Raw genomic sequence first — 26,149 nt, forward strand, 5'->3', positions numbered from 1 at the left:
TCCGCTGATCGCACCGGGACCGTGGGTGCGCGGAAGCGTCGGCGCCCCGAGCCTGACGGCCGGAGGGCGTCGACGAGCGGCGGACCGTCAGGCCCGCCCGTCCAGGTTCCGGGCCAGCCAGTCCGAGGCCACCGTGAACTCCGCGTCCGACGTGCCCGCACGCAACGGGCCCACGTCCGCAGGCGTCACACCGGCCCGCGGATACGAGCCGAGGAAGCGGACGTTCGGGCAGATCCGCTTCAGCCCCATCAGCGCCTCGCCCACCCGGCGGTCGGAGATATGGCCCTCGGCGTCCACCGCGAAGCAGTAGTTGCCGATCCCCGCACCCGTCGGCCGGGACTGGATCAGCATCAGGTTCACCCCGCGTACCGCGAACTCCTGGAGCAGTTCGAGCAGCGCACCGGGGTGGTCGTCGCCCAGCCAGATGACCACCGACGTCTTGTCCGCACCGGTCGGCGCCGCCGGCCGGGCCGGGCGTCCCACCAGAACGAAACGGGTCTGAGCGTTCTCCGCGTCGTGGATCTCGGTCACCAGCGGTTCGAGCCCGTACGTCGCCGCGGCGAACTCACCGGCGAACGCGGCGTCGTACCGGCCCTCCTGCACGAGCCGGGCACCGTCCGCGTTGGACGCCGCCGACTCCCATACGGCCTGCGGGAGATGGGCGGCCATCCAGTTGCGGACCTGCGGCTGCGCGGCCGGGTGAGCGGTGACCGTCTTGACGTCGGACAGCTTGGTGCCGGGGCGCACGAGCAGCGCGAAGGTGATGGAGAGCAGCACCTCGCGGTAGATCATCAGCGGCTCACCGCTGGTGAGCTGGTCGAGGGTGGTGGTGATGCCGCCCTCGACGGAGTTCTCGATCGGTACGAGTGCCGCGGCGGCCGTGCCGTTGCGCACCGCGTCCAGGGCCGCCGGCACGGAGACCATCGGGACGAGTTCGCGGGTGGCGGCTTCCGGGAGCGTACGGAGGGCGACCTCGGTGAAGGTGCCTTCTGGGCCGAGATAGGCGTAGCGCGTGGCGGACATACCGTCACCCTAATGCGCGGTGACGGCTCAGAAGCCCAGGACTGTTGAGCCTTCCCGGCTCAGGACTCCAGCAGCCGCTGCCCCACGTACTCCCCGGCCGCCGCCCCGCCCGGCACCGCGAACAGCCCGCTCGCCTCATGGCGCAGGAAGGGGGAGAGCGCGTCTCCCCGGTCGAGTTTGCGCTGCACCGCTACGAAGCCCCGAAGCGGATCCGCCTGCCAGCAGATGAACAGCAGCCCGGCGTCCGGAGTGCCGTCCGTGGCGATGCCGTCGTGGTACGAGAACGGGCGGCGGAGCATGGCCGCTCCGCTGTTGCGCTCGGGGGAGGAGATCCGGGCGTGCGCGTTGTCGGGGATCAGGAGTTTCCCGTCGGGGCCCGCCTTGTCGAGATCCATGGCGGTGGTCTCGGTGCCGCCGCTCAGCGGGGCGCCGTCCGCCTTGCGCCTGCCGATGACGCGTTCCTGGCGCTCCACCGGCAGCTTCTCCCAGTCGTCGAGCAGCATCCTGATCCGTCGGACGACCGCGTACGAGCCGCCGGCCAGCCATTCGTACTTCGCGTCACCGCCGCCGGACGGGACGAAGACGCGCCGGTCGAAGTCGGTGTCGGCCGGTTTCGGATTGCCGGTGCCGTCGATCTGGCCCATCAGATTACGGGCGGTCATCGGCTTGGCGGTGGCGCCGGGTGTGCGGTTGAAACCGTTCATCTGCCAGCGCACGGTGGCCGTCGAGGCGGCCTCCTTCTGCACGGCTCGCAGTGCGTGGAACGCGACGAGCGCGTCGTCGGCGCCGATCTGCACCCAGAGGTCGCCGTCGGAGCGGGCGCTGTCGAGGTGGTCGGCGGAGAACGGCGGCAGCGGGTCGAGCCCCGGCGGCCGGCGGTCGGCCAGGCCCGTGCGTTCGAAGAAGGTGGCGCCGAAGCCGAAGGTGACGGTCAGCGAGGACGGCCCGGCATCCAGCGCGATGCCGGTGTCGTGCCCCGTGCCGTCCGCCGCGCCACCGGCGGTGGGCTCGCCGGCCATCAGCCGCTGTGCGGCGGCCGACCAGCGGCGCATCAGGGCGGCGGCCTCCTTCCGGCCGACGCCGGGGGCCAGGTCGAAGGCGATGAGATGGCCGCTCGCCTGGAGCGGGGTGGTGATCCCCGGCTGATGTTTCCCGTGAAACATCACCTCGGAGGAGCCGACGGAGGTCAGCGCGGTCGGCGCGTCGTCCCGCGTAGCGGCGTAGCCGGTCGCACCTCCGGCTGCCCCGAGCACCAGCCCGGTGGCCCCGGCCGCTCCGGCGGTGCCGAGCAGCCGTCGCCGCGAGAGGGCACCGGGGTGGTGTGAACCGGCGCTCCCGGATCCGCCGCTTCCCTTCCCCGTTCTGCCCGCGGTCTCTGCGCTGCCTGCGCTGCCTGCGCTGCGTGCGTTGGCTGCCTTGCCTGCGTTGGCTGCGTTGCCTGTGACGTTCATGTTCGAACTTTTTCCGCTCACGGTCCTGCTCAGCCGATCTTCACGTTCTTGTCGACGGTCGTCTGGTCGATGTCCGACGTCCGCACGGTCGCCGCGACGGTCCAGTCCCCCGCCATCGGGATCTGCAGGCCGGTGGTCGTCCAGTGCCCCTCGGTCAGCCGGACCGGAACCACGGGAAGGGGGCCGATGTCCTTGGACTTCAGGGTGAGGGCGAGTTTCACCTCGGGGACGTCCATGGCCTTCCCGTTGGCGTCCTCGATCCAGAGGTGGAGTGCGTTGGTTCCGCTACGGCCCGGGTCGATGTCCATCCGGACCGTGCCCTTGCCGTTCTCGCCGCCGGTGTCGAACGGCAGCGTGAGGTTGACGGGACCGCTCGCGGCGGGAGCGGCGGCCGCGTTCGACGCACGGGCAGCCTCCTCCTCGGTACGGCCGGGCTCGGTCGACGTCAGGATGGTGGTCACCGCCAGCAGGGCCACCGCGACGCCGACTTCGGCCAGCACCGAGCGGCGGAGACCGGAGCGGTCGGGGTCGGCGTCACGTACCCGCTTCTTCTCCGCGGTGGCCACGGCGGCCTTCTGCCGGGCGAGCTGGACGGCCCGCGCGGGATCCTGCGACGTCGAAGTGTCCGACAGCGAAGCCGGCGCGGTGTCGGCTTCCGCCTCGGTTTCGGCCTCAGCCCCGGCGTCGGCTTCTGCCCCGGCGTCGGCCTCCGCCCCGGTTTCGGCAGTTGGGCTCTCCGTCACCGCGCCGCCGGCCGCCAGCCTTCCCGTCCACCGGCGGGAGAACGACGCGACCCCGACCAGCACCGCGACGAGCCCCACCTTCACGAGCAGCAGCTGCCCGTACCCCGTATCGGTCAGCGCGGACCAGGAGCCGAGCTGGCGCCAGGACTGGTAGATCCCGGTGGCGACCACCACGAGCACACTGCAGAACGCGATCCGGGAGAAGCGCCGCACGGCGTCGGGGGTGACGTCGGGCGTGCGGTACAGGGCGACCAGCAGGGCCGCGAGCCCGCCCAGCCAGGTCGCCACAGCCAGCAGGTGGAGCACGTCGACCGGCATGGCGATCCCCGGCTGGATGCCGGTCGACGCGTGCTCGGCGAGCGCCCAGGTCCCGGCGATCCCGGCGGCGATGACCGCGCCCCCGGCGGCGAGGCCGAAGGTGAGGTCCTTCTTCTCGTGCTCGTCCTCGCGCTTCGCGTACGCCCCGAACAGCACGGCGATGAACAGCGCACTCGCACCGAGCAGCAGCAGTCGTGAGACGAGCGCGGCGCCGGGCTTGGTGTCGAGGACCGCCTGCAGCCCGTCGAGGTCGAAGGCGTCCGCGAGCTTCCCGGACCCGGTGTAGGGGTTGCGCAGCAGGAGCATGGCGAGTGTGGCCGCGGTGAGGGTCATCCAGCCGCGCACCACGAGGCGTTGCAGGGGGCGTGCGCCCGCCCCGCGCTGCCAGCAGGCCAGGACGAAGGCGGCGCCGCCCGCGAGCACGATGAATCCGGCGTACGCGGCGTAGCGCGCGATGCCGTAGAGCGTGCCGACCAGGCCGCCCCCGGCCTCGTTGTCCGGGAGGGCGACGGTCGTCTTGGAGGGAGCGCCGATGGAGAAGGTGAAGGCGCCGGAGACCGGATGGCTGTCGGCGGAGACGGCCTGCCACGCGACGGTGTACGTACCGTCGGGCAGGCCGGTGTGCAGGGCGACGCCGTATTTCACGGTGGAGCCGCTGTGCAGATCGAGCGGGGCGGCCTCGGTGTCGGCGCGCTTGCCGTTGGGGTCCAGGATCCGGATGGATCCCTTGCCCACGGCCACCTGCTCGGAGAAGGTCAGCGTGACCTGCTTGGGGGCGGTGGCGATCACCGCCCCGTCCTGTGGATCGCTCCCGGTGAGTGCGGCGTGGGCCGACGCGGGACCCGCGACCGCCAGCAGCAGACCGAACACCACACCGAGCAGAGCGGCGAGGGTTCCGGCCGCGGCGAGCGGCCTGCGTATGGCGGGTCCGGACGGGGGCGGCCCGAAGGGCGGGGCGGTGGCTGTCATGGTCTGTCAGTCCCTCACTGCTTCTTCGGGTTGTGGGTGGTCTCCTTCACGGGAAGGTCGACCTTGATGGGGTCGGCCTTCTCGAAGTGCAGCTCCACGGACACCTTCTCGCCCTGCTTCGGCTGCTGTTTGAGTTTCATGAACATGATGTGGTTTCCACCGCGTTCCAGGTCCAGCTCACCGCCCGCGGGTACCGCGAAGGACGTCACCATGCGCATCGCCTGGTTCTTCGTCTCGTGGATCGTGACGTCGTCCGAGAGCGGGCTGGTGACGGAGGTGAGCCGGTCGGAACCGCCGCCGCTGTTCTGCACGACGAGGAAGGCGGCCGCCATGTCGTTGACGGGCTGCGGCATGAACGCGCCGGTGACCTTCAGTTCCGGCTTGCTGTCCGTGGCGGAACACCCCGCCAGCGTCAGACCCGTCGAGAGGGCCAGGACGCCGGCGAGGGCGGTGCGGCGGTTCACGGGGTCTCCCCCTTGAGGAGCTTGGGGAGGTCCTTGGTGTAGTCGTCGGGCGTGGTGTCCTCGCTGTACAGCACGTACCCCTTGTCGGTCTTCGGGGAGAACGCCATGACCTGCGAGCCGTGCATCGAGACGATCGTGCCGTCCTTCTCCTTCTTCGGCGCGTCGATGCCGATGCCGATCTGCCGGGCGCCCGCCTGAATGGTCGGGAAGTCGCCGGTGAGCCCGGTGAAGGACGGGTCCTGGGCCTTGAGCCAGCTGCCCAGCGAGGACGGGGTGTCGCGTTCCGGGTCGGTGGTGACGAAGACGACCTGGAGCTTGTCCCGCTCGGCCTGCGGGAGGGACTTCTTGGCGATCGCGATGTTGCTCATGATGAGCGGGCAGACGTCGGGGCAGTTGGTGTAGCCGAAGTAGATGAGTGTCGGCTTGCCCTTGGTCTTCTCACGGAGGTCGTACTTCTTGCCGTGGGTGTCGGTGAGGACGAGGTCCGGCTTGGTGAACGGGTCGTCGAGCACCGTCGCGGCCTTGGTCTTCGCCTCCGTCGAGACGTCGGCGATCGGCTTCTTGCTGTCGTTGTCACTGCCGCCGCAGGCGGACAGGGTGAGTGCGGCCGCGGCGACGAGCGCCGCGGCCAGCACAGACTTCTTAACCATGGAGCACTGATTCCTGATGGGTCGGTGTGGCGGGTGGGGCTAGGGGGCTGTTCTGAAAACCGCCCTGGTGGAGGGTCAGGCGGTGCGACGCCGGCCGGCCAGGACGCCGAAGGCGACGCCCGCGACGCCGATGACGATGCCGATGATGCCGAGAACGCGGGCCGTGGTGTCGCTGGAGGAGGAATCGGACGCCGATGCCGTCGTCTTCTCGTCCTTCGACCGGTCCGCGGCGGCGCTCTTGTCATCGGGGTCCGTGGCCGCCGCGCCGTGCGCCTCGTCGGCGGCGGCCGTCAGCTTGAGGACCGGAGCGGGGCTCTCGGGCTCTTCGGCCCCGTCCTTCTGCTCCTCGATCCAGCGGACGACTTCCTTGTTGTCGTACGTCTGGATGGCCTTGAAGACCAGCTGGTCGGCGTCCTCGGGGAGCTGGCCGACGGAGAGCGGGAACTGCTGGAAGCGGCCGGGCTCGATCTTGCCGCCGTCGGCGGTCCAGGTGACCTTGGAGACGGCCTCGTTGATCTTCTTGCCGTGCATGTCGAGCGGCTTGGCCAGCTTGCTCGTGGTCACCTTGATGTCCCAGCCGGGTACCGGCTGCGGCATGACGGAGGCCAGCGGGTGATCGGTCGGGAAGTTGACCTCGATCTTGGTCGTCGCGGCGTCGTCGCGCTCGTTGGGGACCTTGAAGTTGATGACGGCGTAACCGCCCTTGGCGGCCTCGCCCTCCGGCTGGACGCTGACGTGGGCGGAGGCCGTACCGGCGAGGATCAGCACGGTGGACGCGGCGACGCCGCCGGCGAGGGCGATGCGGGAAACGTTCATGTCAGGGATCACTCCACAAAGCACGAAGGAAGGTGCTCCGGCGCGCGGGTGCGCGACGGCATCGCGACACTTCTTCCCCTCACGAGCTGTGTGCGCGCAGGCCCGCGCCCGCACCGGTGAGGTGCCTGCGGGGGTCGTGCGCGCGTCGTGTGGAGGGCGTCGCGTCAGGCTGCGAGAGCGAATGCGGGTGGCGGCCCGCGCCTGATCACCATGTGCTGCAGGGGGTCCCCGGTGGCCGGGGCCGGTGCGTCGACCGCCGTACGGAGCGTGCGCGGCCCGGTCGCCGGACCGTCCGGAAGGCCGGCCCGCAGGGCGGACACGAGGACGAGCGCCGCGCGCAGCGCCCGCAGCCGGGCTCCGGCCGCGACCTGCTGGGCGCCGTGCGCCGAGAGCCGGGCGAGCCGGAACAGGGCGATCTCCCCGCGTCGCAGCAGCCAGCCGGTGGCCAATGCCGCCAGCAGGTGACCGAGCAGCATGGGCAGGCTGGGGAACATTCCGGCGAGGCCGGCCGCTCCGGACATGCCGTCGGAGGGGGCGGCGGCCATGTGCTGATGCGCCTGTGCGGTCACCGACGCGGGATCGATGCCCGCGGTGGTGACGATGCGATGGGCGTCCGAGGCGTTCAACCGGTCGGGGCCCGCACCGCAGACGAGGCTCGCCGCGAACCGGATCAGCGAGTCGTCACCGGCCGCGGGCTGCGGCGTCGCGGCGTGCGTACCGACACCGAAGAGCGTGTGCAGGGCGATCTGTCCGGCGGCCAGGGCCGCGGCGATCGACGGCAGCGAGCGTTCGCGGCCGGCCAGTGCCACCGCCACCGCCAGGATCCCGAGGAATCCGGCGAGCAGGGTCCACCCGGGCACCGCCGCGCAGGCGGCCATCGCGTGTCCGGCCGCGGACAGCGCGACGCAGACCGCGGCGAACACCGCGGCCCTCAACAGCCGTAGACCGGCTCCGGCGCGTCCCACAGACGTAGACATGGCCGGGTCATCATCGCACTGCGGCCCCGGCCGCCGTACGGCAGGTCCGGAAGGTCACCTTCCGCCCGATTGGCTGCGTGCCGGGCTGTTGGGGATGGTTGCGGACGGGGTAGGAGACGTGCTGTGGGCCGGGCATGCACAGGTGTGGCGAGCCCGGGTATCCGCCGAATGAGCGGTCTCACATCCCGTCCGTGCTTACGAACGGCATCGGGCGGCAATACGTATCGGTATGTCGAGCCGCAGCCAGGAGGCTGGAGCATGAGCATGTGGTGGTCACTCCATCTGCGGCGCGAAGCTGCGAGCGTTCCGCTCGCCCGTCGTTTCCTGCTCGGCAGCATGGAATCCGCGGGCGTGGACCCGGATATCTCCTTCGACCTGTCGGTCGCGCTCAGCGAGGCCTGCGCCAACGCCGTCGAGCACGGCGGGGCCAACGGAGGCCAGGACGACGCCGGGGGACATCGGGACGCGATGGATGCGCTGGACGCGTGGGAGGAGCCGTCCGGTACGGCCTGCGGGCAGTACCGGGTCACCGCGTACCTGGACGGCGAGACGTGTCGGATCGAAGTCGCCGATTCAGGCCCCGGTTTCCCCACCCGACGCACGCTTCGCGATGCCGCACAGCAACCGCAGTATCAACAGCAACCGCAGTATCAGCAGCAAGGACAGCATCAACAGCAGTACCAACTGCAGCAGTGCCAGTCGAAGCAGTCCGGGCACCCGCCGCTGGCCGCCGAGAGCGGGCGCGGTCTCTGCCTGATCGAGCAGCTCGCCGATCACGTCCACTTCGGCAACCGGCCGGGGCGCGGCGGCGCGGTGGTGAGCTTCGACAAGATCCTGAAATGGCGGGAGGGCGCCCTGCTCATGGTGTCCTGAGCGGGGCGCCCTCCGGCGCGGGTGGCGGGGCGGACGATCAGCCCTTGACCCGGGCCATCCAGGCCTCGACCTCGTCGGCCTGGCGCGGCAGCTGGTCCGAGAGGTTCCGGTTGCCGTCCTCGGTGACGAGGATGTCGTCCTCGATCCGGACACCGATGCCGCGGTACTCCTCGGGAACGGTCAGATCGTCGGCCTGGAAGTAGAGACCGGGCTCGACGGTGAGGCACACGCCGGGCTCCAGCGTTCCGTTGACGTACGACTCCGTGCGCGCGGCGGCGCAGTCGTGGACGTCCATGCCGAGCATGTGACCGGTGCCGTGCAGGGTCCAGCGGCGCTGCAGCCCCAGCTCCAGGACCTCGTCCACGGTCCGGTCTCCGAGCAGGCCCCACTCGACCAGCTTCTCGGTCAGGACGCGCTGCGCGGCGTCGTGGAAGTCCCGGAAGCCCGCGCCGGGCTTCACCGCCGCGATACCGGCGACCTGGGCCTCGTACACCGCGTCGTAGATCTTCCGCTGCAGCGGCGTGAACGTGCCGTTGATGGGAAGCGTGCGGGTCACGTCGGCGGTGTAGAGGTCGTTGGTCTCCACGCCGGCGTCGAGCAGCAGCAGCTCGCCGGAGCGCACCGCACCGTCGTTGCGCACCCAGTGCAGGGTGGTGGCGTGCGGGCCCGCGGCGCAGATCGAGCCGTAGCCGATGTCGTTGCCCTCGATGCGGGCGCGCAGGAAGAACGTTCCCTCGATGTAGCGCTCGCTCGTCGCCTCGGCCTTGTCGAGGACCTTGACGACGTCCTCGAAACCGCGGGCGGTGATGTCGCAGGCCTTGGCCAGCTCGGAGATCTCGAAGGCGTCCTTGACCAGGCGTGCCTCGGAGAGGTAGACGCGCAGTTCCTCGTCGCGCTCCGCGGTGACCTTGTCGGTCAGCGCTGCCTCGATGACGGCGTCGTGGCCGCGGACGTTACGGACCGGGCCGGTGGCCTCGGTCAGTGCGGCGGGCAGCTCCCGTACGTCCTTCGCCGGGATGCCGAGCAGCTGTTCGGCCTCGGTGAGGGAGTGGCGGCGGCCGACCCACAGCTCGCCCTGGCCGTCGAGCCAGAACTCGCCGTTCTCACGGTCGGAGCGCGGCAGCAGATAGACGGTCGCCTTGTGGCCGCCGTCGGTCGGCTCCAGGACCAGGACGCCGTCCTGGGTCTGGTCACCGGTGAGGTACGCGTACTCGGTGGAGGCGCGGAAGGCGTACTCGGTGTCATTGGAACGGGTCTTCAGCCGGCCGGCCGGGATGACCAGCCGCTCGCCGGGGAAGCGCGTGGAGAGCGCCGCGCGGCGCTCTGCGGTGTGCCCGGCCTGCGCGATCGGCTCCAGCCCGTGCAGCTCCGTGTCGGCCCAACCGGACTTCATGCTCGCGGCGAGCTCGTCGGTGACGCCCGGGTACAGGCCGTTCTTCCGCTGCTTGACCGGCTCTGCCTCTTCGGTCTCCGGGTTCTCCGGGGTGAGCTCCTCAGACACGACTTGTCTCTCCTTGATACGACGCTGGGCCCCCTCCATCGTACGGGCGTACGGAAGGGGGCACAGGGCCGGAAGACCTCTTACCGAAGACCTCGCATCCGGACGGCGGGACGGTCCGGATCACGGGGCACGGGCCGGCTCAGTCGAACCGCGCCGCCAGCAGGACCACGTCCTCGGTGTCGTCGCCCTGCTCCGCCCCGTCGGGCAGCACGGTGCGCAGTACGTGGTCGGCCACCGCCGCGGCGTCGTGGCGCAGCGCCCTCGGGACGCTCGACGCCGCCGAGTGGAGCCGGGTGAAGGCCCGGTCCATCGAGTCCCCGGCCCGGCGCAGCAGGCCGTCGGTGTACAGCAGTACGGTCTCGCCGGGCGCCGGTTCGATCTCCACGCTCGGCGCCTCCCAGCAGGCGAGCATGCCCAGCGGCGCGGACAGGGTGGTCTCGACGTACTCGGTGCGCCGCTCCCCGATGATCAGCGGCGGGGTGTGCCCGGCCCCGGCCAGCAGGATCTTGCGGCGGGCGGGCTCGCAGTAGGCGAAGAGCGCGGTCGCGGACCTGGCCGGCTCGGTCAGCCGCAGCAGGAGCTCAAGATCGGAGAGTACGGCGACCGGGTCCTCACCCTCCATCACCGCGTACGCCCGCAGGCCGGCCCGCAGCCGGCCCATCGCGGCCAGGGCGCTCGGCCCGGAGCCGCTCACCGAGCCGACGGCGAGGCCGAGCGCACCCTCCGGCAGGGCCAGCGCGTCGTACCAGTCGTTGCCGCCCTGCGGTGCGGCGTGGTGGCGTACGGCCAGCTCCACGCCGGGAATCCGGGGCATCCGGCTGGGCAGCAGCTCCTCGGTGACGGTGGCGACATCGGTCCTGGCCCGTTCCAGCTCCAGCAGCCGGGCCAGGTGCTCGGCGGCGTACCCGGTGTACAGACCGGCCAGGTGGCGCTGGCGCTCCAGCGGCTCGGCGGGTTCGTCGTAGAGCCAGACGGCGGCGGCGAGCCGGCCGGTCCGGTCGGTGGTGATCGGCAGCGCGTAACTGGCGGCGTAGCCGAGCCGGGCGGCGACCTCGCGCCTGCGGGGGTCCAGGCTGGTGTCGCCGAGCAGATCGGGGGTGGTCAGTGACTCTTCCGAGCCGGGCAGACCTTCAAGGATGCGGCCGTAGGACGTGGCGCTGCGCGACACCGTCTCGATCTGGCCGAGCTCCGCGTGGGCCAGCCCGAGACCGATGGTGCTGACGGGGCCACGGCGGTCCGAGGGTTCGAACACGATCAGCCCGCGGCGGGCACCCAGCAGAGCGGCTCCGGCTTCGAGCAGCTCGTGGAGCGCGTCGTCCAGGGTGTTGGTTCTGGCCAGCCGCTCGGTGAGTTCGTGCAGCGTGGTGAGGTCGGAGACCCAGCCCGCCAGACGGTCCTGGATGAAGGCACTGGGGGCGGCGGGCACCTCGGAGAGAGGCCCGTCAGTGTGCGTCGAAACCGGAACTGTGGGGTCGATTCCAGCCACTTTCGGCAGGTGCGGGGCGCTCATGGTCGCCGGCTTTCCGACTGGTGTGTTTCGTCGAATAGCATCGCAAACCCCCATGTCATTCTGCGCCGCTATCAATGCATCCACATGTACACGCACAAGTAATGTGATGTCCAGCATTGTCCCCACGGGATTTGTGGTGTCCAAGTGATAACTAACTTGGCCAAAAAATGCACCCTGCGGAAGCTATTTGCGGTCGACTGGGTCTGCTCGGCAGGGGGTGCTCACGGGGCGAAGTCCCGGGGGGAGCGTCATCGCGGGCATGCTGGGTACGTAATCGATGGATGGCCAGGGGCGGTTCCGACCGCTCCCGGAACCTGGCAGCGGGCCCGGGCGTCCTCATCTGTGACGGCCACGCCCCACCCCCGAGTGGCGAGGTTGTACGCACGGACGGCAGGCGCGATACGCGCTCTGCGCCTGGCCACGATTTCGACTGGAACCGGCTCGATTCGGCTCAGCACAGCTCACGCTCGGTAGCGACGACCAACCCGTACCGCAGGCTCGACGAGCACGTACACACAGTGAAGTTCCGCACACGCGATGTGACGCACGCGTGGTGTGATGTGGACCCTCGGCGTTCAACGGAAAGGAACGAGCGCTCATGCGCGAGATCCTCGGAAGGCGACGCAGGCTCCGGTTCCGGGACGGGCCCGCCCAGCTCGACGCGGCCCTGACCTGTGCGACCGAGTGGCAGTGGCCCGTACTCCCCGGAGTGGGGCTGCAGGCGGCCGACGGCCGCGCTGAGCGCGGCTGCGCCTGCCCCGATCCCGAGTGCGCCGTGCCCGGCGCGCACCCCCTCGACCCCGGACTGCTCGCGGCGACCACGGAACCGCGGATGGTGCGCTGGTGGTGGACGAACCGGCCCACCGCGCCGGTGGTACTGGCCACCGGCGGGCGGGCGCCGTGCGCGCTGAGCCTGCCGGCGGCGGTCGGCGCCGGAGCGCTGGCCGAACTCGACCGGATGGGGGTGCGGCTGGGCCCTGTGGTGGCGACGCCGACCCGGTGGTCGCTGCTGGTCGCCCCGTACACCCTCGAACGACTCGGTGAACTGCTGCACGCGCAGGACTGGGTGCCCAGCTCGCTGCGGTTCCACGGCGAGGGGGGCTACCTCGTCCTTCCGCCGTCCGGTACCGGTGCGGGGCAGGTGCGCTGGGTGCGGGCGCCGGCCCGGGTGTCCAGGCTGCGGCTCACGGGCGGAGCGCCCGTCGCGGCGGCTGCCTCGCCCTGGCTGCCGGATGTGGGCGCGGTTCTGGATGCGCTGGTCGAGGCGAGCAACAGTGCTCCGGACGGTGGAAGCCGGCTCGCCTACTGACGGTGCAAGCCGGCTCGCCTACTGGCGGGGGAGAGGCGGCGGCAGGGGTAGTGGCAGGGGCGGTGCGCGGAATTCCGGCGCACCGTCAGGGATTTCCGCATGCCGGGAAGGCGTGCATCCACCAGGAAATGCCTGACCTCCACAACGGTGTGCCGCTGGATCTCCCGGACCCGTTGGCCGCCCGCCATGGCTCGTGCCGACCACGCACAAAGCCGGTCACTGCACCAGTCACTGCACCAGTCACTGCACCGGTCGCTAAAGGCGTTCGGCAGTCGGTTTTCTGATGCCTCATCCGAAACTCGTTCGAAGAATGTTCGAGTTCTTCTTTAGGGGATCGCCCCGGTGGCCGTCCGCGTGCCGCTCGGGACCGTTGGGGTCGCCGCGAGACGTCGGGAAGTCAGGGAGTCAGGGCGATGCCGGGGAAGCCAGGGGGGATTGGCGAGACGGAGCCGGTGTCGCTGGGGGCTCGTCCGGGGACCTGCGTCAGGTCTGTGCGCGGTGCGTACGCCGTGCGGTGCGCCGGTGGGCGCCGTACCCGGAAATGAGGATGCCCGATCGCTGGCGACGGGGGATGCACCAGCGACCGGGCTTCTAGAACGGTAACAAGAGATCTGCCGTTCGCAAATTCGATCTCGCGTATTCGGACAGCGATTTACCTATCAGTACGGCGAGTTGTGACGCGAGTCACCGTACGGTCCGAGTGGTGGTCACTGTCAGCTGAGTGTCACCTGGCGGTTGGTGAGCCCACCGCGCGCCCTGCGCTCCTCGGAGGTGAGGGGCGCGTCAGAAGCGAGCGCCGTGGCCAGCCGCTCCGCGAACACCGCCGCGGGCTTCTCGCACTCCTCGGCCCCCATCGCGCTCGGCAGGTCCCAGACCGGGACCATCAGGCCGTGCGCGCGGAAGGAACCGACCAGCCGGGTCCCCTCACCGAGCGACGAGACACCCGCCGCGTGCAGCCGGGCGAGGGCGTCGAGGAGCTGCTCCTCGGGATGCGGCATGACCCACCGCAGGTGGTTCTTGTCCGGCGTCTCGCACCAGTACGCGGCATCCACCCCGGTGAGCAGGACGGTCGGGATCGCGGCCTCGTTCGCGCGCTCCAGGGAGGCGGACACCTCGGCCGTGGCGTTCTCCGAATCCGGCACCCAGAACTCGAAGCCGGAGTGCACGGCGGGTGCGAACGGCGCATCCGGGTCCAGGACATCCTGCAGCCGGGGACCGTCGGCCGGAACCCGCCGGGCGGCGACGGGAGAGCCGGGCTCGGTCTCCAGCGCCCGCTGCAGGGTGTCCGCGAGGTCCCGGCTGAGGTCACCGGAAGAGGTGTCGTTCTGCAGGGCGAGCAGAACCGAGCCGTCGTCACGCCGCAGCGCGGGCCAGGCCATCGGGAGCACGGTCGCGAGCGTCACGGACGGCACGCCCTCGGGCAGCCCGCCCTTCAGCGTCAGCTCGACCGTGGCGGCGGGAACCAGCTCGCGCAGCGCGACCCAGTCGCATTCGCCGGCCAGCCCCTCGAAGGGGCGCTGGACCAGCTCGGTCACGGCCTGGGCGGCGGCGCGGCCGTGGCAGGCCTTGTAACGGCGGCCAGAACCGCAGGGGCAGGGCTCGCGAGCCCCGACCACCGGGATCTCGCCGTCCTTGAGCTGCTGCTTCCCGGCCTTGGTCTGAGGGCGCTTCTTGGCCATGGTGGGCTTTCTCCCGGTTGCGACGGTTGCGACAGTGCGGTCTGGGCCGCGAGCCTAGCCGTCCTTGGGGTGCCCGGTGCGCAGCTGCCCCGGCCGCAGGCGGGCACGAGACGGACCGGCCGGTGAGACGTGGGCAGCGTCAGCCCGCGTCGTCGAAGGCGTCGGCGAGATCCAGCCCGTCGAGTCCCGGTACGACGGGGATGGGTACTCCGATCGCGTCCGCAGGGCCGATCGCGTCGGCAGGACCGGTCGTGCCCGTGGCCCGTCCGTTGCCCCGTTCGTTACCCCGCCCGCCCGTCCGGCCGCCGGGGAGCTTCGGCCCTTCGTCGACCAGCACCCAGACCGTGACCTCGCCGGACGAGTCGTCGCGTACGCCCCACTTCTCGGCGAGCGCGCTGATGATGTTGAGTCCCCGGCCGCCGCGAGCGGTGACCGATGGAGTGGCCGGAACCGGTCGGGTCGGACCGCCTCCGTCCGTCACCTCGACCGTCAGCCCGCCTGTTCGGTCGACGTGCCAGGCGGCGCGCACGTCGCCCTCCCCCACGTCGCTGTGCCGGCCCAGCGGCCTGCCGTGACGGCAGGCGTTGCTGAGCAGTTCGGAAAGGATCAATACAGCATCGTCGACGACCGAATCCGGCACCCCGCGACTGCGCAACTGCTCACGCATCCGGCGCCGTGCCTGACCCACGCCCGCAGGGCCATGGGGTACGGCCATGCTCGACGACGTGGGCACTTCCTGTGCCACCACCAACGCCACCCCCGAGACCTCCTTTGCCCCACGCCACGGTGTGGATGCCCCCCTGGGCTGGGCCGGAAACCGGCCAGTGGTCTGACAGTGACGCACTCGCAACGATCGAGTACAGCCCGAATGCGCCGGTGTACTCCCCGTCACTGATATGAAGAGCGGCCCAACTGGGAGAGGACCTGCTTCGGGCGGTTCGTGATGATCGCCTCCACGCCGAGGCGGACGCACAGGTCGACGTCCTCCGGTTCGTTGACCGTCCAGACGTGGGCCCGGTGGCCCGCGCGGTGCAGGCGGTCGATGTAGCCCGGGTGGCTGCGCACGATCCGCATCCCGGGACCGGCGATCCGGGCGCCGGCCGGCAGCCGACCGTCCCGCAGCCGGGGCGAGACGAACTGCATCAGGTAGACGGTGGGCAGATCCGGTGAGGCGTCCTGGATGCGGTGCAGGGAGCGGGCGGAAAAGCTCATGACGCGGACCGGCGAGGGGCCCTCGGCCGGCGGTGCGTCGAGCTCGAAGCGCTTCAGCAGATGCAGCAGCCGCTCCTCGACCTGGCCCGCCCAGCGGGTCGGGTGCTTGGTTTCGATGGCGAGCTGGAGCGGACGCCCGGCGGCTCGCGTCTCGACGAGCAGTTCGAGCAGCCGTTCCAGGGTGAGTACGGAGGTGAGCTCGCCCGGCACCGGGTCCCAGTCGGGGGACTCCGTCTCTTCCCGGTCCTTCCACGAGCCGAAGTCGAGCGCGGCGAGCTCGGAGAGCTCCAGGGCCGAGACCGCCCCGCGGCCGTTGGACGTACGGTTCACCCGGCGGTCGTGCACGCATACGAGGTGGCCGTCGGCGGTGAGCCGTACGTCGCACTCCAGGGCGTCGGCGCCGTCCTCGATCGCCTTCCGGTACGCGGCCAGGGTGTGCTCGGGGGCGTCGTCGGACGCGCCTCGGTGTGCGATGACCTGGATGGGATGCTGCGTGGTGTGCTGCTGCCGTGCTTGGGTCACCGCGTCATGGTGTCACCGGGGGGCCCGGGTGCGCGAACCTTGCGAAATGAGGTCGTTTTGTCCGGTGTAAAGGCCCGTGCGCGGATGCACAGGTCCTGCTTACAGTGGTCTGACGTGCTGTGGGAAAAGCTGACTCCAGACACGTACACAGCGGATCTCTTGCCGAACGATGATGTGGAACCGAGGAGTATAGAGCTGTGAGCACAGAGAACGAGGGCAACGAGGGCAACGCGGCCGAGGCCGCCCCGTCCGTTCCGTCCGCACCTCCAGTGCCGGCCGATGCTCCCCAGGGGCCTCCTGGAAGCACGCCCCCGGCCCCTGCGCAGCCGGACGTGACCGCCGCGCAGCCGCAGGTCCCGCCGGCGCACGACCCGGCGACCACGCCCATGGCCCAGGTCCCCCCGGCGCCGCAGCCCCACACGCCTCCTCCCGTACCGCAGTCGGCGGCGGATGCCGGCTGGCCCCCGCCTCCGCCCGCGGTCCCCGCGTACGCCCACGGCGCGCACGGCGGCCACGGCGCGCACGGCGGTGGCCCGGTGTGGGGCCCGCCCGGCCAGCTGCAGACGCCCGACGCACCCCGCAAGCGGGGTGCGGGCGGTCTGGTGGCCGCGGCGGTCGTGGCAGCGCTCGTGGCGGGCGGCGTCGGCGGCGCCCTCGGCTACTGGGCCGCGGACAGCAACGACAGTTCCGGCTCATCCGGTTCGACCACCGTCGCGGCGTCGGCCAACCCGCAGGACCTCAAGCGCGACCCGGGCACGGTCGCCGGCGTGGCGGCCAAGGCGCTGCCGAGCGTGGTCACCATCGACGCGCAGGGCGGCGACGGAGAGGGCGGCACGGGCACGGGCTTCGTGTACGACAAGGAGGGCCACATCCTCACGAACAACCACGTGGTGGCCTCCGCGGCGGACAACGGCCAGCTCACGGCGACGTTCTCGAACGGCAAGAAGTACGGTGCCGAGGTGGTCGGCCGGGCCGAGGGCTACGACGTCGCGGTCCTGAAGCTGAAGGACCCGCCGAAGGGACTCACCCCGCTGCCGCTGGGCAACTCGGAACAGGTGGCGGTGGGCGATTCGACGATCGCGATCGGTGCCCCGTTCGGCCTGTCCAACACGGTCACCACGGGCATCATCAGCGCGAAGAACCGCCCGGTCGCCTCCGGTGACGGCTCCGGCGGCAGCAACTCGTACATGAGCGCCCTGCAGACCGACGCCTCGATCAACCCGGGCAACTCCGGCGGCCCGCTGCTGAGCGCCGGTGGCGCGGTCATCGGGATCAACTCGGCGATCCAGTCGACCGGCAGCAGCACCGGCCAGAGCCAGGCGGGCTCCATCGGCCTCGGCTTCGCGATCCCGATCAACCAGGCGAAGAACGTCGCCGAGCAGCTGATCAGGACCGGCCAGCCGGTCTACCCGGTCATCGGAGCCACGGTGACCATGGACGAGAAGACCGGCGGCGCGGTCATCTCGGACCAGGGCGCGAGCGGCACGGAAGCGGTGACGAAGGGCGGCCCCGCGGCCCAGGCGGGCCTGAAGCCGGGTGACGTCATCACGAAGTTCAACGACACCGTGGTCGACAGCGGCCCGACCCTGATCGGTGAGATCTGGACCCACAAGCCGGGCGACAAGGTCACGCTGACGTACAAGCGCGACGGCAAGACGTCGACCGCCGAAGTCACCCTGGGCGAGCGCAAGGGCGACAGCTGACCGGCTAGGCTGTCCTCGCGTCGAAGCGGGCCGTTGCCCGTCGGCGCGAGGTGGGTTGCCCGAGCGGCCTAAGGGAACGGTCTTGAAAACCGTCGTGGCAGCGATGTCACCGTGGGTTCAAATCCCACACCCACCGCAGGTGTGAGGCCTCTGACCAGTACATATGGTCGGGGGCCTCTGCCATGCCCGTTCCCCGCCGGGCACCGCTGTTCCCCCTAGTTTCCCGGTCCATCGGGCACGGAAGGGGCACGCGGGGGGCACGGTTGGGCGCTGCTTTTTGCTGCTGCTGGGGGTCGGCCGGTCAGCGGCTGATGGGGATCTCGTAGACGATCTCGCAGTGCGCTGCGGGCACCACGATGTCCGCTGTCTCCACGGGGCGGCCTTGGTCGCTGTAGTACGTCCGCCGGATGTGCGTCACGAGTGCGGCCTTCTGGATGCCGAGTAGCGACGCCTCCTCGGCGGTCGCCTGCCGCGGCTCCGGCTGCTCCACCGCATGGCTGACGGTCACTCCGATCACAACCATGCGGTTTACGACACCTGCCCCGGCGTGCGGCCCTCCCTCGGGGAGGACGACGAGTGTGCCGGCGGTGAGGTCGTAGGGCTCCCAACTCCTCGACAACTGCACCGGCCTGCCGTCCGCCAGGAACTCGTACGTCGTCCGCACGCACAACTCGCCCTCGGCGATCCCCAGCCGCGCGGCGATCTCGGTCGGGGCCGGTACCTTCGCCTCGGTCCGGCTCTCCCAGTCGCTCTGCCTGCCGAGAGCCTTCATGTCCTGGCGGAACGGGGAGCCGCTGGGCTGCTCGCGTGCGGACGAGCGCACGACTCGAACCCGCTGCCGGACTTCGGCGACGTAGGTGCCCGACCCGGCTCGGCCCTCCAGCACTCCCTGGGAGATCAGCAACTCCTGCGCCCGGCGCACCACGTTGTCGCCCACGCCGTACTCCTGGCCGATCTGCGCGCGGGAGGGGAGGCGGTCGCCCGGTTCCCAGACGTGCTCCGCGATGCGCTGCCGGAGTTCGTCGGCGATGCGGAGATACGGCGGTTGCTCAGACATATAGAAAATCTAGTCCACTAGCTCTAATCTAGTTAACTAGCTTCACTGAAAGTGATTGTTTGTGACGGAGGCTGCCCTGTGTCCGCTTCGGGAGTGAGTGCGGCGGCCATCGTCGCCCGGCTGTCCGCCGCCGGGCTCCCCACGCGCGTGGAGGAGCACAACCGGTTCACGACGGTCGAGGCGGAAGTGCCGGAAACGCTCTCCGCCGAGTCATGGCGGGAGGTCCTGGACGTGGTGGCCGATGCCGATCGATTCGGGCTCCTGGCCACCAGCTTGAACGGCCGCACCTTATGGGCGGTCGTACGCAAAACGGTCCCCACGACAGGCGACGTCGGGGGACCGGGCTATCAGCGATAGGAGCTGAACAGCATGCTCAACCGTATCCGCCGTGCCGCCTCGCTCACCAGAGAGCGGTACTTCCCCAAGGGCCAGCACCGCCGCCCCTTAACGCCCGCCCGGCCGCTGGCCGCCCCCACCTCCGCCGCGCTGGCTGACGCGTCGACCGTCGCTATGGGCCAGGCTTCGGCTGGCGCGGTCCACCCTCCCTCGCTGAGAGGTGAGGACGTCGCGCTTGTCCGTCCGTACCTGGTGGCGTGGGAAGCGCGTGTACGGACGCGAGCGGTGGTCGTCGCGCCTCGTCTGCCGGCCGATGCCTGGTCGGCCCTCGCGGGGGTTCGTTGATGCCCTCTCGTCGACAGCCGCGCGGTGCGGACACCACTTCCGTCCCCTACCGCTCGATCGCATGCCGGATCGGCACGCACTCCTCCTGCGTTGAGTCCTCCCCGTTCTTGGCGCCGGTCGACGTCCCGGTGACCTACGAGGCGTGCGACTGCCCGTGCCACACGACGCCCGATCGATCCGCGCCTGTGGAGGTGACGCGGTGAGGCCTCAAGTCCCCGTCCGTGCGCTGGTATCCCACATCGAGGTCACCGCGGCCACCGTGCAACGCGGCGACATCATCCAACTTGGCGGCCAGGCATGCCGGGTGAGAGACCTCCTTCAGCTCCCCCAAGGGGCCAAACATCTGGTCTTCGAATCGGGCGAGCTGCTGGCCATACACACGCGTACCCGGCTCGTAGCCGTGCGACTGCTGAGAAGGCGGTGACCGGCTCCGTGCCCTCTCGTCACCACGACATCGCCGACGATCTCCGCCACCAGATCACGACGGGCAGCATCAAGCCTGGCGAGCGCCTACCGTCCGAAGCCGGCCTGGCCGCCCGGTACAGGGTCAGCACCGTGACCCTGCGACGTGCTCTCGCCGTGCTCCAGGGCGAAGGGCTCGTCGAGAAGATTCACGGCAAGGGCAACTTCGTCCGTCACCCCCGCCGCAAGATTCTGTACGTCGGCGGCTGGGGCACGCTGGACCCCTGGACCGCGGCTGAGCCAACGTTGCGCGTCACGGTTCGCAGCACCACAGTTCCGGCCTCCGTGCACCTGACGATGCTGCTGAACGTGCCAACAGGCAGCCCCCTCGCGGAGTACTCCTGCCTCAGCCTCGAACAAGGATCACCACACGGCCTGGCCCGCATCTACATCCCGCGCGACCTGGCCCCGGCCGGAGTGCTCGACGACGACTTCGTGTGCCGGGAGACGGTCACGAGATTCGCCGTCCTCGGCCCGTCGCCGGCCACCGTCCGAGAGACGGTATGCGCCCGCTCTCCGACCCCGGACGAAGCGTCGGCCCTTCGGATCGGATCCACCGCAGCAGTCCTGGCGATCACTCGTATCGCCACTGACTCCACCGGCCGCGTTGTCGAAGCCGCACTCCTGGCTTTCCCGGGAGACCGCGTCGACGCCGTTTTCACCGCCCACCACGTGCTCGACGAGAGGCAGACACAAGGATGACAGCACCGAACGAACTGCGGCTTCTCCCGTGGTCGGGCCCGGGGGGTAAGCCCTGCTACCTGAGCACTGACGATCCGAACAGTTACATGTCCCGCCTGGCGGACAACGTCGAAGCGATCCAACTCGGCACGGCAGCCGCACTGTTGGAACGGGCCTCGGAAACCCTCGACGCCCGTGACACGGACCCGAATGACCTGCGCCGACTGGTCCACGACTTCACCGGTGTCCTGAGAGACGTATGCCGCGTTGCGGCCAGCCGCGGCCATCTTCTGACGGCGAGCGAACCGCACCGAATCTGAAAGAACGGCGGCACAACGGTGCCAGCCGAGGAAATTTTTCCTTCTGAGACGGGGAAGAGATCCTGAGCACAGAGCCGGGTTTCTTCCCCAACAGGCTATAACGAGGGTTATGAGCCCTGCTCAGGATCTTCGCCTCGATGACTTTCCCAAGCTAGATCCCACATAATCTGCTCCTCCCGATCGGTCAGCTCGGCGCCACCGTGCTGGGTACTAAAGTCCACCACGTCGGAAGTCGTCAGCGGGCCTGATTCAGGCAACCCCAATAGGTTGAACTCTTCAACGACCAACCTCAGACCGCAGAGGCCACAGACGAAACGGTCCGCCCGAAACGAAGCGTCGCTAGAGCCGTATATAGAAGAAATCTGCCCGATCAGGAACCCTTCGCGCCCGCAGGCTGAGCATGAGTTCACCCGAACCAACTCGTCGTCGTCTACCCGCGGGACGGGAGATCTCTCAGGCGCAGTAATCCCGGGCTGTTCGAAACGTTCACGAAATGTCGCCTTGGCGCGGGCCACCTTCCATTCTACCTGTTTCCGCAATGTTCCGATATGCGCCTTGTCAAGCGTTCCCCGAGCGGTGAGCCAAGATCCCCAGAAGATATTTTTGTCTTGAGTCAACTCGTCCAACAGGGCGTCGACAAGGTCAGAGCAAGTGGCCATAACACGTTCGGTTACTGATTCCTCGTGCCAGCCAAGGTGCGCAACGCCGTTACGAGCGCGCAGCACCTCTTGATACCGCTGCTTGCTGCACAGTCCCGGAGCAAAATTCCTGGCACGGGTCATTGCCTCTGCGGCATCAATTGAACGGCCGTTGTGCACGAGTGGTTTTTGAGCACCAACATGTATCAGATCGACGGCTCCAGTTGCATGTACCAACAAGTTCCAATCCTCAGCTATCAACGCGGGGCTTCGGCTGGCCAGAAAGCCCTTTACTATATGCTCGGTGGCCACTTGAGCGTGATGAACGGCAAAGTCAGATTGACGCGGGTCCGTCGTGTATGCCTGAAACGCAGCATGCATCCATCGCCGTGCCGACTCGGTAAGCCTCTCCGGGGAGAAGATAGGCGGGCGCCCAAGAGACACAAGTTACTCCTAATCGGTGTTGTTGCATCATGCTAAATAAACTATCTTGTGTTTTTTCTTCGGATTTTGACTAGCTCATTGCGAACTACAAGAGCTTCCTCAGAGTCAAAACCGCGTTCTTGTACTAGGTCACCATGCAACTCTGCCAACACCGCAGCAGCCTCGGAGAAGCGTCGCAAGACCCGGAGTAGAAATCCGATGTATTTTCGTACCTCGAGCACCTGGGGGTGCGTTGCAGGATGGATCCGCAGGAGGTCCTTAAGCTCAATTTGCAGCTCTTCAAGGGCTTGTTCCTCTTGATTCAGCTTGATGCGGCAAATGGCAGCGCGAATGCGGCACTTCTGTGCATCGGAGGCTCGCCCTGGCCCAGCCTTACCGAGTTCTTCAGCCAGCTCTTGGTAAGAAGCGACAGCTTCGCTGACCCGACCGTCTGCAAGTAGCTGAAAGGCCTCGGCCATTCGAGCTGCCACCGAAAGGATACGCGCGGGACGAGATCCAGGAAACGGCTTGCCTGTGAAATTTCCAGCGCCGCGCGCCGATGGAACTGGAAGGGTGGGATGAATGAGGTCTGGCAGCCCAGGAACACTCAAATACCCTGATCCGCTTGGAGCATGGGTAAACAGTCGACGTGCGACCTCAAGTGCGCCCTCAGGCCGTTCACTTGGTTTCTTAGCGAGCAACCCCATCACTAGCTCGTCCAGTTGCGCATCAATTTCGGGGCGCAAACTGCGAGGAGTGATTGGTGAGGAAAACAGATGATGCCTCATAAGCTGCCCTGTAGAACCTTCGAACGGTGGCCTTCCGATCAAGAGTTGATACAGGAGGACGCCGAAGGAATAGAGATCGGTACTTGGAGTGATATTCGACTCTTCGATCTGTTCCGGTGCCATGTAGACGTATGTGCCCACCACTTTTCCGGCCGACGTCAACCGAGAGAGTGAGGGATCTGGGGTCACTGCAATACCGAAATCCAGCAGCCTCACGGTTCCGTCGACAGCGACCATGATGTTGTCAGGCTTAATGTCGCGGTGAACGACAGAAATATCGTGCGCGTGATGCAATATGGAGCAGAGATGAACCCCAAGGCAGGCAGTCCAATGGATGGGCATCCTCCCCGATACGGTTATGATTTCTGCCAGGCTTTCGCCTTGGATCAACTCCATCACGATGTAGGGGCCGTCAGCTGCGGCGTTTAATAGGGCGTCATGGACTTTGGGAATGCCGGAGTGGGTGAGCTTTGCATGAATCAGGGCCTCGTTACGAAAGCGCTGAGCCAATTCTTCGCTGTCGTCGGCAAGACCCTGGCGGATCAGCTTGATGGCAACATCGCGTTCGAGTACCACGTCGTAGGCGCGCCAAACATGGCCCATGCCTCCGGATTTAATCGACCCACGAATCTCGTACCGCTCACCAATGATTCGCTTAGGCACCGCTCGTGCCATCCTGACGAGTATCGATCACGCCCCGCTCAGGCGGGCTCGCGCTCGTATCGTCATTGTTAGACTCGTATAGCTGTGTCGCTAGATCGACCAGCGAGGCACCCCCCGGAACCGACCAGTGGGCGGAACCTCTTACCGCAACCGGACTTTCCGCCCAGCCGGCGCTTTGCCAAATGTGCATAATTAGACCGCTGGGAGAATATTGTCGATTATCGGCAGCCCATAGAAGAGGCTTTCGGGAGTCATTGACCCATGTCGCCATGAATCGCTTTGGATCCTCGTTGAGCCATGTTCCGACGGCATCCTCCTCAATGCGACCGGGATGGTACATCAGCAACGCACCATCGGGGATGTGATGGTGCTCAACCAGAATCCGAACGCTATTGGGGCGGCGGTGCACGCGTTTTTTGAGCGTTGCATTCTCTTTATACGCCGTGAGCACCGCGACCGGATCGCGTTGATCTTTTGATGAGGATAGAACGCCTCGAACGAGTTCACGGCATGCATCCGCGTTGACGAAGAGGCGAGAGAGAAAGCTGTGAGGTCCATATAGCTCGTCTACCTGCGAAATGAGTCGGGCAAGCACGTGAGCCACTCGCCCCGGAACCTCATCGAGCGCGGACTCCCATGTGGATTCGGGGTCGTCGATTGTCTCGTTGTCCATGCCCTGGAATACGAGGTGGGCAACCAATAGAGCTCCGCGATCCGCGATATAGGCTGCTCTACCCGCCAATGTATCTGCTGCTTCGTGGAGGGAGCGTTGGACGCTTCGCAGCAAAAGAACTGAGCGCCAGATTTGATGGGCAGACGGCTGATGACCAAAGAGTTGTGTGTAGATGCCTTCTGGAGCAGATTCCCAGAGACGCCCACTTGAGTACCGGGCAATTGTCGCCAGTGTGGGATTCGGGTGAGTGCAAGCGAGTGCGGTGGCTGCCTCGGCCATGGTGCAACCGGCGACCAATGAGGGTGTGACTTCCCCACGCCGGATTGCGTACTCTTTGCCAAGGGAAAGCCTAAAATCCTCACGGATCCGGGTCTGCACTGGGTCGAGCGCCACAAAATCCTGCGGCTCAATTCGATTCTGTGTATTCGTTGCTAGCGTGACACGCTGCGCGAATCCCCTAGGGGCGCCCTTGACGACGATTACGCGCACCATCACCCTGGCGTCTTGCAAGGCATCGCGCCTGTAACTGGAAGCCTCGTGAAGAGAAGCCACGGTCTGGGCGCCATTGACGATGCTTGCATTGAACAACTCGATCCGGGCAGGTTGCCCAGGCATTCTGCGCCCGAAAAATTCCATCTCATATCGGTCGCATACGATGGTAACTCCGTTATTGAAGTACCAGAATTCGTCCGGGTTATCCATTGGGCTGGCGACCAGTTTTTGGTTTACCGTTGTGAGACCCAAGAATTTTCTGACATTTAGCGCAAAGAGTGAATTCCCATGCGCCTGGTACCACCAGGCTGCCTCTTCGGCTGAGACGGTGCCCACGAATGCCCGATACGGCATGTCATGAGTAAACCAGCCCTCGGAAAGAGTTGCGGTGATTCGTACAGGGTCTGGTGATAGTTCTTCGCGAATTGCGGCATGGATGTCGGCTTTGGATATAATGCGATATTCTGCCGCTCCGTCAAGGTCGGAAATCGCATCTTCGAGGATATGGCGGGCTGATTGAGTCAACCCCTCATTCCCCATCAAGACGGCCACTAGATAAATCCTGGGGTGCGGCGCTGTCAGGACCTGATGGATTCGATCGGAGAAGACTTGGAGGCGCGCGTTGAACCGATCAAACCGCTGGTTATCCAGGGTCCGGAACCCGTGGATTAGCTTGAGGGCTTCCGCCTCCCCAAACCGTGCCATACCGCGGGGATTCCACTTCGCCTGGATGAGCCAGAGTTCGTTGGTGGCCGAGGAAATGGCCACCGCGTCGATTCCGAGATCGTCGCGACCGTCCGTAACCGCAGCTACTGAGTCCTCGGCAGTGCAGTCAGTGAGAATCTGAACTGCTGTCGCTGCCAGCGCTCGCGACAAGAACACCTGCGTTCGGATTTCCTCTCGAAGCGGGGCGTCGCTCAGATCGATGAGCCCTTCGTATTTCCGAGTGAGCGATTTTACGATCTGGTGTAATTCCAGAGGGCTGTCGGCCTGGGCCTGACCCCGTGAGTCCTGCATGAACTTGCCCCCCTCTATGGGCCGTTGGACACGCAAAAGTATAGGTCTGGAGGCACGGCGACTATGGGTGATCGCTCACAGAGCCCACGAGTTGGCGCCCTTGGCTAAGCCCGGCCACCCGGCGCCACGTTTGGGCCGGGCAGTCGGAAGCCTGCGGGCCGGCCCTCCATGGTGGCAACTAGAAGGGCCTCCTGTAGCTACCCGACGCTGCTGTCTGGGAGCGAGGCGACCTCATGCTTGTCCCAGAGTGTTGATCACCTCGCGCGGGGTCAACGCACTCTAGGTCGGTGGAGCGGCTTTGGGCTGGAGCTGCTTTGGGGCGAGTGATCATGGCCCCTTAAGCTTCCGGCGAGTCGGGCAGTCTGTGGACCTGCCCGTTAAAGCACGACGTTGGGGCCGTGATCTTAGAGGCTCGCCCCAAAGTGGCTGCCTAAAGCCGTGGAGCCGACCGCCCCAGCCACAGCGGGTTCCCCACCTTCTGCCCGCAGCACGTAGCGCGCCGCCGGGCGCGGCCAGCCGGGGCGGAGACAGGAG

At 67.8% G+C, this 26,149-nt stretch carries 23 protein-coding genes and 1 tRNA gene; 8 read left to right on the plus strand and 16 right to left on the minus strand.

Annotated features, from left to right (window positions below; translation table 11 throughout):
• Positions 1 to 87: 87 nt before the first annotated feature.
• The 7 genes from pheA to OG892_RS20425 form a co-directional block, all read right to left on the minus strand.
• Positions 88 to 1,023 carry a prephenate dehydratase gene (pheA, locus tag OG892_RS20395; RefSeq protein WP_024492880.1) on the minus strand — a complete coding sequence of 312 codons (936 nt, stop codon included), beginning with the start codon at positions 1,021 to 1,023 and terminating at the stop codon, positions 88 to 90.
• Between the two features lie 59 nt (positions 1,024 to 1,082).
• The gene (gene efeB / locus OG892_RS20400; RefSeq protein WP_371629896.1) at positions 1,083 to 2,474 is read right to left on the minus strand and encodes an iron uptake transporter deferrochelatase/peroxidase subunit; all 1,392 of its coding nucleotides are present in this window, start codon (positions 2,472 to 2,474) and stop codon (positions 1,083 to 1,085) included.
• A gap of 29 nt (positions 2,475 to 2,503) precedes the next feature.
• Positions 2,504 to 4,504 (minus strand): copper resistance CopC/CopD family protein, encoded by a 2,001-nt coding sequence (locus OG892_RS20405; protein WP_371629897.1) that lies wholly within the window; start codon positions 4,502 to 4,504, stop codon positions 2,504 to 2,506.
• A 14-nt stretch (positions 4,505 to 4,518) separates the two neighbouring features.
• A complete protein-coding gene (locus tag OG892_RS20410; protein ID WP_327338004.1) occupies positions 4,519 to 4,968 on the minus strand; it encodes a copper chaperone PCu(A)C in 450 nt (149 codons plus the stop codon).
• The gene (locus tag OG892_RS20415) at positions 4,965 to 5,618 is read right to left on the minus strand and encodes an SCO family protein (protein WP_371629898.1); all 654 of its coding nucleotides are present in this window, start codon (positions 5,616 to 5,618) and stop codon (positions 4,965 to 4,967) included. The genes OG892_RS20410 and OG892_RS20415 overlap by 4 nt, the downstream gene beginning before the upstream one ends.
• A gap of 75 nt (positions 5,619 to 5,693) precedes the next feature.
• Positions 5,694 to 6,434: a YcnI family protein gene (locus OG892_RS20420; RefSeq protein ID WP_073736365.1), complete on the minus strand. Its 741-nt coding sequence runs from the start codon at positions 6,432 to 6,434 to the stop codon at positions 5,694 to 5,696.
• 164 nt (positions 6,435 to 6,598) lie between these two features.
• The gene (locus tag OG892_RS20425) at positions 6,599 to 7,411 is read right to left on the minus strand and encodes a hypothetical protein (RefSeq protein WP_327338006.1); all 813 of its coding nucleotides are present in this window, start codon (positions 7,409 to 7,411) and stop codon (positions 6,599 to 6,601) included.
• A 258-nt stretch (positions 7,412 to 7,669) separates the two neighbouring features.
• On the opposite strand from OG892_RS20425, the gene OG892_RS20430 reads away from it, so the two are divergent.
• On the plus strand, positions 7,670 to 8,284 hold the full coding sequence (locus OG892_RS20430) for an ATP-binding protein (protein ID WP_371629899.1): 615 nt from the start codon (positions 7,670 to 7,672) through the stop codon (positions 8,282 to 8,284).
• A gap of 37 nt (positions 8,285 to 8,321) precedes the next feature.
• Here OG892_RS20430 and OG892_RS20435 read toward each other — a convergent pair whose 3' ends face one another.
• Positions 8,322 to 9,785, minus strand: a complete 1,464-nt coding sequence (locus tag OG892_RS20435; RefSeq protein ID WP_328866237.1) for an aminopeptidase P family protein — start codon at positions 9,783 to 9,785, stop codon at positions 8,322 to 8,324.
• A 139-nt stretch (positions 9,786 to 9,924) separates the two neighbouring features.
• Positions 9,925 to 11,412, minus strand: coding sequence for a PP2C family protein-serine/threonine phosphatase (locus OG892_RS20440; RefSeq protein ID WP_371629900.1), 1,488 nt, complete (start codon positions 11,410 to 11,412; stop codon positions 9,925 to 9,927).
• 481 nt (positions 11,413 to 11,893) lie between these two features.
• On the opposite strand from OG892_RS20440, the gene OG892_RS20445 reads away from it, so the two are divergent.
• Positions 11,894 to 12,604 carry a bifunctional DNA primase/polymerase gene (locus tag OG892_RS20445; RefSeq protein ID WP_073736370.1) on the plus strand — a complete coding sequence of 237 codons (711 nt, stop codon included), beginning with the start codon at positions 11,894 to 11,896 and terminating at the stop codon, positions 12,602 to 12,604.
• 713 nt (positions 12,605 to 13,317) lie between these two features.
• Here the strand turns inward: OG892_RS20445 and OG892_RS20450 are convergent.
• The 3 genes from OG892_RS20450 to OG892_RS20460 all read right to left on the minus strand — a co-directional run bounded on the left by OG892_RS20450 (position 13,318) and on the right by OG892_RS20460 (position 16,017).
• Positions 13,318 to 14,283: a DUF5926 family protein gene (locus OG892_RS20450; RefSeq protein WP_073736371.1), complete on the minus strand. Its 966-nt coding sequence runs from the start codon at positions 14,281 to 14,283 to the stop codon at positions 13,318 to 13,320.
• Positions 14,284 to 14,422: 139 nt separating this feature from the next.
• The gene (locus tag OG892_RS20455) at positions 14,423 to 15,040 is read right to left on the minus strand and encodes an ATP-binding protein (RefSeq protein ID WP_242436721.1); all 618 of its coding nucleotides are present in this window, start codon (positions 15,038 to 15,040) and stop codon (positions 14,423 to 14,425) included.
• A gap of 131 nt (positions 15,041 to 15,171) precedes the next feature.
• Entirely contained in the window at positions 15,172 to 16,017 is an 846-nt protein-coding gene (locus tag OG892_RS20460; protein ID WP_073736373.1) for a glycerophosphodiester phosphodiesterase, read from the minus strand.
• A 197-nt stretch (positions 16,018 to 16,214) separates the two neighbouring features.
• Here OG892_RS20460 and OG892_RS20465 point away from each other — a divergent pair, with 197 nt between their 5' ends.
• Both OG892_RS20465 and OG892_RS20470 read left to right on the plus strand, forming a co-directional pair.
• Positions 16,215 to 17,720 carry a S1C family serine protease gene (locus tag OG892_RS20465; RefSeq protein ID WP_371629901.1) on the plus strand — a complete coding sequence of 502 codons (1,506 nt, stop codon included), beginning with the start codon at positions 16,215 to 16,217 and terminating at the stop codon, positions 17,718 to 17,720.
• A 49-nt stretch (positions 17,721 to 17,769) separates the two neighbouring features.
• Positions 17,770 to 17,856 (plus strand) — tRNA-Ser (locus OG892_RS20470).
• Positions 17,857 to 18,021: 165 nt separating this feature from the next.
• Here the strand turns inward: OG892_RS20470 and OG892_RS20475 are convergent.
• Positions 18,022 to 18,777, minus strand: a complete 756-nt coding sequence (locus tag OG892_RS20475; protein WP_371629902.1) for a GntR family transcriptional regulator — start codon at positions 18,775 to 18,777, stop codon at positions 18,022 to 18,024.
• A 78-nt stretch (positions 18,778 to 18,855) separates the two neighbouring features.
• Here OG892_RS20475 and OG892_RS20480 point away from each other — a divergent pair, with 78 nt between their 5' ends.
• The 4 genes from OG892_RS20480 (at position 18,856) to OG892_RS20495 (ending at position 20,921) form a co-directional block, all read left to right on the plus strand.
• Positions 18,856 to 19,134 carry a hypothetical protein gene (locus OG892_RS20480; protein WP_371629903.1) on the plus strand — a complete coding sequence of 93 codons (279 nt, stop codon included), beginning with the start codon at positions 18,856 to 18,858 and terminating at the stop codon, positions 19,132 to 19,134.
• A gap of 523 nt (positions 19,135 to 19,657) precedes the next feature.
• Complete coding sequence (locus tag OG892_RS20485) at positions 19,658 to 19,882, plus strand: hypothetical protein (RefSeq protein ID WP_371629904.1); 225 nt, start codon at positions 19,658 to 19,660, stop codon at positions 19,880 to 19,882.
• Positions 19,879 to 20,622, plus strand: a complete 744-nt coding sequence (locus tag OG892_RS20490) for a GntR family transcriptional regulator (RefSeq protein WP_371629905.1) — start codon at positions 19,879 to 19,881, stop codon at positions 20,620 to 20,622. The genes OG892_RS20485 and OG892_RS20490 overlap by 4 nt, the downstream gene beginning before the upstream one ends.
• Complete coding sequence (locus OG892_RS20495) at positions 20,619 to 20,921, plus strand: hypothetical protein (RefSeq protein ID WP_371629906.1); 303 nt, start codon at positions 20,619 to 20,621, stop codon at positions 20,919 to 20,921. Before OG892_RS20490 ends, OG892_RS20495 begins: the two co-directional genes overlap by 4 nt.
• A 107-nt stretch (positions 20,922 to 21,028) precedes the next feature.
• Here the strand turns inward: OG892_RS20495 and OG892_RS20500 are convergent, their stop codons facing one another.
• The 3 genes from OG892_RS20500 to OG892_RS20510 all read right to left on the minus strand — a co-directional run bounded on the left by OG892_RS20500 (position 21,029) and on the right by OG892_RS20510 (position 25,615).
• Positions 21,029 to 21,871, minus strand: coding sequence for a hypothetical protein (locus OG892_RS20500; protein ID WP_371629907.1), 843 nt, complete (start codon positions 21,869 to 21,871; stop codon positions 21,029 to 21,031).
• Between the two features lie 173 nt (positions 21,872 to 22,044).
• Positions 22,045 to 23,445: a serine/threonine-protein kinase gene (locus OG892_RS20505; protein ID WP_371629908.1), complete on the minus strand. Its 1,401-nt coding sequence runs from the start codon at positions 23,443 to 23,445 to the stop codon at positions 22,045 to 22,047.
• The gene (locus tag OG892_RS20510; RefSeq protein WP_371629909.1) at positions 23,426 to 25,615 is read right to left on the minus strand and encodes an AIPR family protein; all 2,190 of its coding nucleotides are present in this window, start codon (positions 25,613 to 25,615) and stop codon (positions 23,426 to 23,428) included. The genes OG892_RS20505 and OG892_RS20510 overlap by 20 nt, the downstream gene beginning before the upstream one ends.
• Between the last annotated feature and the right edge of the window lie 534 nt (positions 25,616 to 26,149).

The sequence above is a fragment of the Streptomyces sp. NBC_00341 genome (genome assembly GCF_041435055.1).
Taxonomy (GTDB): Bacteria; Actinomycetota; Actinomycetes; order Streptomycetales; family Streptomycetaceae; genus Streptomyces.

Coding starts and splice junctions, on each gene's coding strand:
- OG892_RS20415 (WP_371629898.1), bottom strand. CDS start 5,618: ATGGTTAAGAAGTCTGTGCTGGCCGCGGCGCTCGTCGCCGCGGCCGCA.
- OG892_RS20445 (WP_073736370.1), top strand. CDS start 11,894: ATGCGCGAGATCCTCGGAAGGCGACGCAGGCTCCGGTTCCGGGACGGG.
- OG892_RS20450 (WP_073736371.1), bottom strand. CDS start 14,283: ATGGCCAAGAAGCGCCCTCAGACCAAGGCCGGGAAGCAGCAGCTCAAG.
- OG892_RS20425 (WP_327338006.1), bottom strand. CDS start 7,411: ATGTCTACGTCTGTGGGACGCGCCGGAGCCGGTCTACGGCTGTTGAGG.
- OG892_RS20505 (WP_371629908.1), bottom strand. CDS start 23,445: ATGGCACGAGCGGTGCCTAAGCGAATCATTGGTGAGCGGTACGAGATT.
- pheA (WP_024492880.1), bottom strand. CDS start 1,023: ATGTCCGCCACGCGCTACGCCTATCTCGGCCCAGAAGGCACCTTCACC.
- OG892_RS20495 (WP_371629906.1), top strand. CDS start 20,619: ATGACAGCACCGAACGAACTGCGGCTTCTCCCGTGGTCGGGCCCGGGG.
- OG892_RS20405 (WP_371629897.1), bottom strand. CDS start 4,504: ATGACAGCCACCGCCCCGCCCTTCGGGCCGCCCCCGTCCGGACCCGCC.
- OG892_RS20420 (WP_073736365.1), bottom strand. CDS start 6,434: ATGAACGTTTCCCGCATCGCCCTCGCCGGCGGCGTCGCCGCGTCCACC.
- OG892_RS20510 (WP_371629909.1), bottom strand. CDS start 25,615: ATGCAGGACTCACGGGGTCAGGCCCAGGCCGACAGCCCTCTGGAATTA.
- OG892_RS20430 (WP_371629899.1), top strand. CDS start 7,670: ATGAGCATGTGGTGGTCACTCCATCTGCGGCGCGAAGCTGCGAGCGTT.
- OG892_RS20440 (WP_371629900.1), bottom strand. CDS start 11,412: ATGCTGGACATCACATTACTTGTGCGTGTACATGTGGATGCATTGATA.
- efeB (WP_371629896.1), bottom strand. CDS start 2,474: ATGAACGTCACAGGCAACGCAGCCAACGCAGGCAAGGCAGCCAACGCA.
- OG892_RS20475 (WP_371629902.1), bottom strand. CDS start 18,777: ATGTCTGAGCAACCGCCGTATCTCCGCATCGCCGACGAACTCCGGCAG.